This is a genomic window from Campylobacter sp. 2018MI13 (assembly GCF_018501135.1).
Classification (GTDB): domain Bacteria; phylum Campylobacterota; class Campylobacteria; order Campylobacterales; family Campylobacteraceae; genus Campylobacter_E.
This window is the reverse complement of the sequence record NZ_JAHCZC010000169.1, coordinates 1-679: the sequence shown is the minus strand read 5'-3', so window position 1 is coordinate 679 and position 679 is coordinate 1. Positions and strand designations below refer to the sequence as shown.

The following is a 679-nucleotide window of genomic DNA, read 5'->3' as shown; positions in this document are numbered from 1 at the left end:
ATAAAACACACAATCTATTTAATACTTTTAATTAAAAAACATATATAAATTATTGTCTTTTAAAAATTGCTTTAAAATTTTTATCGCTTAATTGATAAGAATCAAGTAATTCAAGAGATTTTACCATATGCAATGTGCCTTTTTTATATTTTTGAAAATGTTCGGAATTAATATGTTTATTATAAGATTCTTGGTCTTTATAAATTTCTAAAATATTAATTATATTATTATTTTTTACAAGCATCATTGGATAAATAGATATTACACCCTTTTCTTTTTCAATTGAAGCTTCAGCAACTTCTTTTGCAATAACAAGGTATTCATCAAGATACTCTGGATAAACTTCAACAACAGAAATTCTAACCAACATTTTATTATTAATATTATCATCAGCATAAATATTAGAAGATAATCCAAATAACGATAAAATTAAAGCTAATATTTTTTTCATTTTTCAACCTTTCAATTTTTTAAACCAAACAATATACTATAAATACATAAACTATTCCCCACCATAAACCACTAATCCATTAAATACTAAAAACACCATTAACCCCCCCCCAACCACTCTAAACAACATAAACAATACTTTAAATTAAAAACTAAAAAGCAATTAAAATCTCATTCTAAAAACAACCTTCACTAACTACTAAAAACAATTAAAAACACACACCATAAT

Annotated in this window: 1 protein-coding gene; it reads right to left on the bottom strand. The window is 23.0% G+C overall.

Annotated features, from left to right (window positions below; translation table 11 throughout):
- Window positions 1–49: 49 nt before the first annotated feature.
- Window positions 50–451, bottom strand: a complete 402-nt coding sequence (locus KJQ99_RS09470; protein WP_214150678.1) for a putative quinol monooxygenase — start codon at window positions 449–451, stop codon at window positions 50–52.
- Window positions 452–679 lie beyond the last annotated feature (228 nt).